The sequence below is a fragment of the Vibrio bivalvicida genome (genome assembly GCF_001399455.2).
Taxonomy (GTDB): Bacteria; Pseudomonadota; Gammaproteobacteria; order Enterobacterales; family Vibrionaceae; genus Vibrio; species Vibrio bivalvicida.
This window is the reverse complement of sequence record NZ_LLEI02000002.1, coordinates 1-317: the sequence shown is the minus strand read 5'-3', so window position 1 is coordinate 317 and position 317 is coordinate 1. Positions and strand designations below refer to the sequence as shown.

At 54.6% G+C, this 317-nt stretch carries 3 tRNA genes; all 3 read left to right on the top strand.

The annotated features are described in order from the left end of the window. Positions 1–6 precede the first annotated feature (6 nt). Positions 7–82: transfer RNA gene (locus tag APB76_RS00025), tRNA-Glu, on the top strand. Positions 83–84: 2 nt separating this feature from the next. Further along, a tRNA-Lys gene (locus APB76_RS00020) sits at positions 85–160 on the top strand. A gap of 14 nt (positions 161–174) precedes the next feature. Continuing rightward, positions 175–250, top strand: a tRNA-Ala gene (locus APB76_RS00015). Positions 251–317: the final 67 nt, after the last annotated feature.

Here is a 317-nt window from a genome sequence, read left to right as displayed (position 1 = left end):
CTTAGTGTCCCGTTCGTCTAGAGGCCTAGGACACCGCCCTTTCACGGCGGTAACAGGGGTTCGACTCCCCTACGGGATACCATTGGGTCGTTAGCTCAGTTGGTAGAGCAGTTGACTTTTAATCAATTGGTCGCAGGTTCGAATCCTGCACGACCCACCATTTTCTCAAGATATGGGGCTATAGCTCAGCTGGGAGAGCGCCTGCCTTGCACGCAGGAGGTCAGCAGTTCGATCCTGCTTAGCTCCACCATTCTTGATTCGATGGGCGATTAGCTCAGTTGGGAGAGCACCTGCCTTACAAGCAGGGGGTCACTGGT